The sequence below is a fragment of the Propionivibrio sp. genome, assembly GCF_016790145.1.
Lineage (GTDB): Bacteria > Pseudomonadota > Gammaproteobacteria > Burkholderiales > Rhodocyclaceae > Propionivibrio.
In genome coordinates this window covers 1-3717 of sequence record NZ_JAEUOI010000192.1, presented here as the reverse complement: position 1 = coordinate 3717, position 3717 = coordinate 1, and the positions used below count along the sequence as shown (strand labels likewise).

The window sequence follows — 3717 nt, the reverse complement described above, 5'->3', positions numbered from 1 at the left end:
GCATCCCAAAAGCGATGCGAAAGCACAGGAAGACTGGAAAAAAAACTGCCCGAAAATTTGGCGACCATCGCCAAACCCGACGTTGTGAAGGGCCGGCGCATACGTCTGATGTTTCAGGACGAGGCGCGTTTTGGGCGCATGTCGGCGCCGGCGCGAAAGCGGCCGGTCTAAGCCGACGACCGACTGGTGCGATGGTAGCGTTCTACTTTGAGAAAGCAGGCGTAGGAGAAAGCAAAAGGGAGCGCCGCCGGTCTTGCGGGAAGCCGACGGCGGTAGTGGCCGAAGGAGGGAGGAGATCAGATTTCGATCTGTTCGCGCATGCGGTATGAGCGCCCCTCGATGACGATGGTTTCGGCATGATGCAGCAGGCGGTCGAGCAAGGCCGAGGTCAGCGTGCTATCGTTGTTGAAGACTTCCGGCCATTGTTTGTAGGACCGATTCGACGTAATGACGGTTGAGCCGCGCTCATAACGCTGGCTGATGACCTGGAACAGGCCATCGGCGCCAAATTTGTCGATGGGGAGGTAGCCGAGCTCATCGATGCAGAGGATTGTAGGTTTGAGCAGTCTGGCCATCTCGCGCTTGATACCGCCGGTGGCCTGGGCGGCGGCGAGCGAATTGACGATGTCGACCGCTGTGGTGAACAGGGTCGTCTTGCCTTGCAGGCAGGCGGTATGCGCGAGCGCGATGGCCAGGTGTGTCTTGCCTACCCCGACACCACCGAGCAGAATCACGTTGCCATGCGGCGGCACGAAGTCCAGACGAAACAGATGTTGGATCTGGGCTCGATTGATCTTCTTGGGCCACGACCAGTCGAAACCATCAAGGGTCTTGATGCCCGGCAGATGGGCGGCTTTGATCCGACGAGCGATCATCGCCTCGTCGCGTCGGGCAACCTCGCCGGCAGCCAGTTGCTCAAGGAAGCGGCTATGAGTCCACGACTCGCGGACGGCTTGGGCCAGCAAGTCTGGATAGAGCTGCACGAAATACGGCAGTTGTAGGCGTTCCAGATGCTTCACGAGTACCGCATCAGTCATGCTCATGTTCTGTCTCCTCTTTCTGTTCAATGTCGCCGACGATGTCCGGATACGCCGATAAGTCTGCTGGCGGCAATTCCAGTTCCAGTACATCCTGCCGACGCATGAGCACCAATGGGCTGGGTTCCGGCAACTGCCGCGTCCGTGCATTGATCAGGTGCGCGATGTACTCGCTGCTGAATGCCTCAAACGTCAGCGCATCGGTGATTGCCCGCGACACGGCGTCATCACCGTGAATCTCGGCGAGTGCAACGATCTTGCGGATATGAGAAATGGCATTCCCCCGCCGCTCAAGCAAGCCGGCATGGTACTTGGCGGCCAACGGCGTGAGCGCTAGAAAGCGCTTGAGTACCTGTGCATCACGAGCGTGACGGCGCTGAGTGACCAACGCCTTCGCATGATCAGGATCCTCGATGTCCAGATGGCGCTCGAACGAGCGCCCATGCCGGGCGATCAGTTCTGTGCCGTGATAGAGGCAAACCCGATCTGGATAGGCCTTCATCGTCACCAACTGGCCGGCGAAGCGCGCCGGCACGGAATAATGATTCGTCTCAAGTGCCACGCGAAACTGGCGATTGGCACGGACGCTGATGACTCTGCCCACATCGAACAAACGCGGATTCACCGACTGGAGATGCGCCCGTTCCTCGTTCCACAGATCGACTGGTCGACGCTGGGTTTCGCGGTGCAGACGCACATTGGCTACGCCTTCCAGCCAGACCTGGATCGCCGGATTCAGGGCGGCAAACTCGGGCAGGTCCAGACCGTTCAGGAAGCTGACTTTGACATAGCCCACGCCCCGTTCTACGCGGCCCTTCTCGTTGCCTTTCGCCGGTGCGCAGGCCACGGGCTCGAACCCGTAATGCCTGGCGAAATCAAGATAGCGCGGGTTGAACTGTACCGGTTCGCCACGCACATGGCGAATCACCGCACAGCGCAGATTATCGACCATCACCTGGCGCGGGACGCCCAGAGCGTTGAAGGCGTTGATGTGGGCTCCGAGGAACTGCTCCATGGTCTGGGAAAGGGTGAACTCGACATACAGTTGCCGACTCCAGGCGAGCACCATGACGAAGAAGGATAACCGTCGTCGGGTGTTGCCCACCGCGATGGTGCCGTATTCGCCCCAATCAACCTGAGCGACTTCGCCAGGGGCAAAGGCGAGCTTCAAAAAGGCTTCGCGTCGGCGGGGACGGATCGTTTGGACGTAGTCTTTGACGATACTGATGCCGCCTTCGTAACCCGCGTCACGCAGGCGCAAGAAGACCTGCTGTGCCGTGAGGGGATGGGCGTCGAGCCAGCCGACGATGCGTCCCTTGAAGGGATCAAGCTTGCTGGGACGCGGCACGCGCGCCCGTGGCGCATAGGGGCGATTGATCCAGTGACGCACGGTCTTGACGTCCAACCCCAGACTATCGGCCAGTTGCGGCGCGGTGAGGTGACTGGCGACGCCATCGCGGATGGAACACCAGGTGGCGTAGTCGATCATGCCCGGCGCTCCAGAATGGCGTGCAAGCGCGCGAAACGGGCAGCAACGGGTATAGCTTCAAGCAGGCTCAAGACTTGGTAGAGTGGCGGATCGTAGGCCACCAGGTCGAGACTGATCAAGTCGCGACGCGCGCGAGCCAGTTGATCGGGATCCAGACGCAAGCGCCGGCACAGACTGGCGTCGCTGTAATAGGAGAGTCCGTGCGCATCGGCGACGGTGACCAGAAACAGGTACAACGCCCAGGCACCGACGTCAGCCTTCTCGATGTAATGGTCCCGCACCAGGCGGTGATCGAGCCAACTGAAATGCTCCGGCACCTGACGCTGGCGGTCCGGATTCAGCATGCGCTTCGTAATGCTCATGGTCGCCTCCTCGAATATCCTGCCCGAGTTGTATCAGCCGGGTCAGGGCCGAGGCGATGTCCTCTTGTAACGCACTGCCCCAGATATGGGCGATTAATCCCACCATAACAATGGGTTGCGCATTCAAGAAATCTTGTAACGGTGGCCTCGCCGTCGCCTCCGAAGCGTTACAAGAGATCTTCGCCGAGGCCATTACCTCGACCAGCGTGGGACGCGATGGGCTTGGCTCAAACGGCAAGTCGTCTTGTACCGACACTTCGGCAAAGCCTGGCTTGCGTCGGCTATAGCCAGGATGGGCAGCACGCCATGCCCGGACTCGGGCCAGTGCTTCCGGTCCGCTGTGGTAATCCTTGTTCTCCGGCTTCGCCAGCCATTTGGATTGGCTGGCCTTCTTGCTCGCCGCTTTGCACGGCGCCGCTCCACAGTAACGCTGATGCCTTACGTTGCGCTCATCCGGCGTAAATCCCTGCCCGCAATGGACGCATCTGGGCTGTTTCTCTCGCACCATCTCGTGTCGCCTCCCGCCTCATCACGAGATGGGTTACTACACGATCCAGGAAGAAAACCGAAGAAAACTAAAGCAGCGAAGAAAACTCAAGTTTCATATCAGGTCAAGGAAGAAAACCCAAACCAAGAAAATCCAGTTTCGCGTCGGCTAGCCACGACCAGATTCAGATTGGCCGCGACACTGGCGAACCGGGCGGGCTTTCTGACCTTGCCGGGAGGGCATCGTGAACACAATCTCGCCCAAGGGTTCGCCGGCACAGGTGTGTGTCCATAGCTTCTGCCCCTCAGGCAGGCAGCGATTGTGTTTGGCGCGCACCAGCCA

General features: G+C 59.8%; 3 protein-coding genes. All 3 read right to left on the bottom strand.

What is annotated here, in order from left to right; genetic code table 11:
* Positions 1-296 precede the first annotated feature (296 nt).
* Genes istB through JNM42_RS15745 form a run of 3 tightly spaced genes read right to left on the bottom strand, consistent with a single transcriptional unit; the run spans position 297 to position 2888 of the window.
* The gene (gene istB, locus JNM42_RS15755; protein WP_294272264.1) at positions 297-1043 is read right to left on the bottom strand and encodes an IS21-like element helper ATPase IstB; all 747 of its coding nucleotides are present in this window, start codon (positions 1041-1043) and stop codon (positions 297-299) included.
* Positions 1030-2526: an IS21 family transposase gene (istA, locus tag JNM42_RS15750; protein ID WP_294272262.1), complete on the bottom strand. Its 1497-nt coding sequence runs from the start codon at positions 2524-2526 to the stop codon at positions 1030-1032. The genes istB and istA overlap by 14 nt, the downstream gene beginning before the upstream one ends.
* Positions 2523-2888, bottom strand: coding sequence for a hypothetical protein (locus JNM42_RS15745; RefSeq protein ID WP_294272258.1), 366 nt, complete (start codon positions 2886-2888; stop codon positions 2523-2525). The genes istA and JNM42_RS15745 overlap by 4 nt, the downstream gene beginning before the upstream one ends.
* Positions 2889-3717 lie beyond the last annotated feature (829 nt).

What these genes read in the sequence shown, in the direction of transcription:
- istB (WP_294272264.1), bottom strand. Translation starts at nt 1,043, where the DNA reads ATGAGCATGACTGATGCGGTACTCGTGAAGCATCTGGAACGCCTACAA.
- istA (WP_294272262.1), bottom strand. Translation starts at nt 2,526, where the DNA reads ATGATCGACTACGCCACCTGGTGTTCCATCCGCGATGGCGTCGCCAGT.
- JNM42_RS15745 (WP_294272258.1), bottom strand. Translation starts at nt 2,888, where the DNA reads ATGAGCATTACGAAGCGCATGCTGAATCCGGACCGCCAGCGTCAGGTG.